This window comes from Methylobacterium sp. C33D (assembly GCF_053345825.1).
The window spans coordinates 1-423 of sequence record NZ_JBKFAV010000135.1; the positions used below are offsets into that span (position 1 = coordinate 1).

Below are 423 nucleotides of genomic sequence, written 5' to 3' on the forward strand. Positions count from 1 at the left end.
CCATCAGGTCGCGGACGTCCTCGCCCGTGATGCCCGCCGTGGTCGCCACGTAGCTCATCGCTTCCCGATCGCAGCAATCGAGCGCGAAGGCGACCCGCACACGCTCACCGTTCTCTGCTGCGATCTCTAGCCCGTCCGAGCACCAGCGCGTGTTGCGCGTGGCCACCGCCACCTTGCCCTCGTGACGACGCGTCTCGGCTCCGCCCACATGTCGCTGCAGCAGGAGACCGTGCACCTTCATGACCCGGTAGACCCGCTTGGCGTTCGGTGCAGGCCGACCGTCCCGCTCGGCCTGTCGGCGCAGAAGGGCATGGACGCGCCGATAGCCGTAGGTCGGCAGATCGGCGATGAGCGCCTGGATCGCGCCGAGCAACGCGGCGTCGGGTGCAGGCGGACGGCCGCGTCGGCCCCTGGGCTTCCAGG

General features: G+C 70.2%; 1 protein-coding gene. It reads right to left on the bottom strand.

Translation table 11 applies throughout. From position 1 onward, the window contains the following. Nucleotides 1-423, bottom strand: a 423-nt coding sequence (locus tag ACLBXO_RS31730) for an IS3 family transposase (RefSeq protein WP_447687916.1), incomplete at both ends; no start/stop codon positions are given.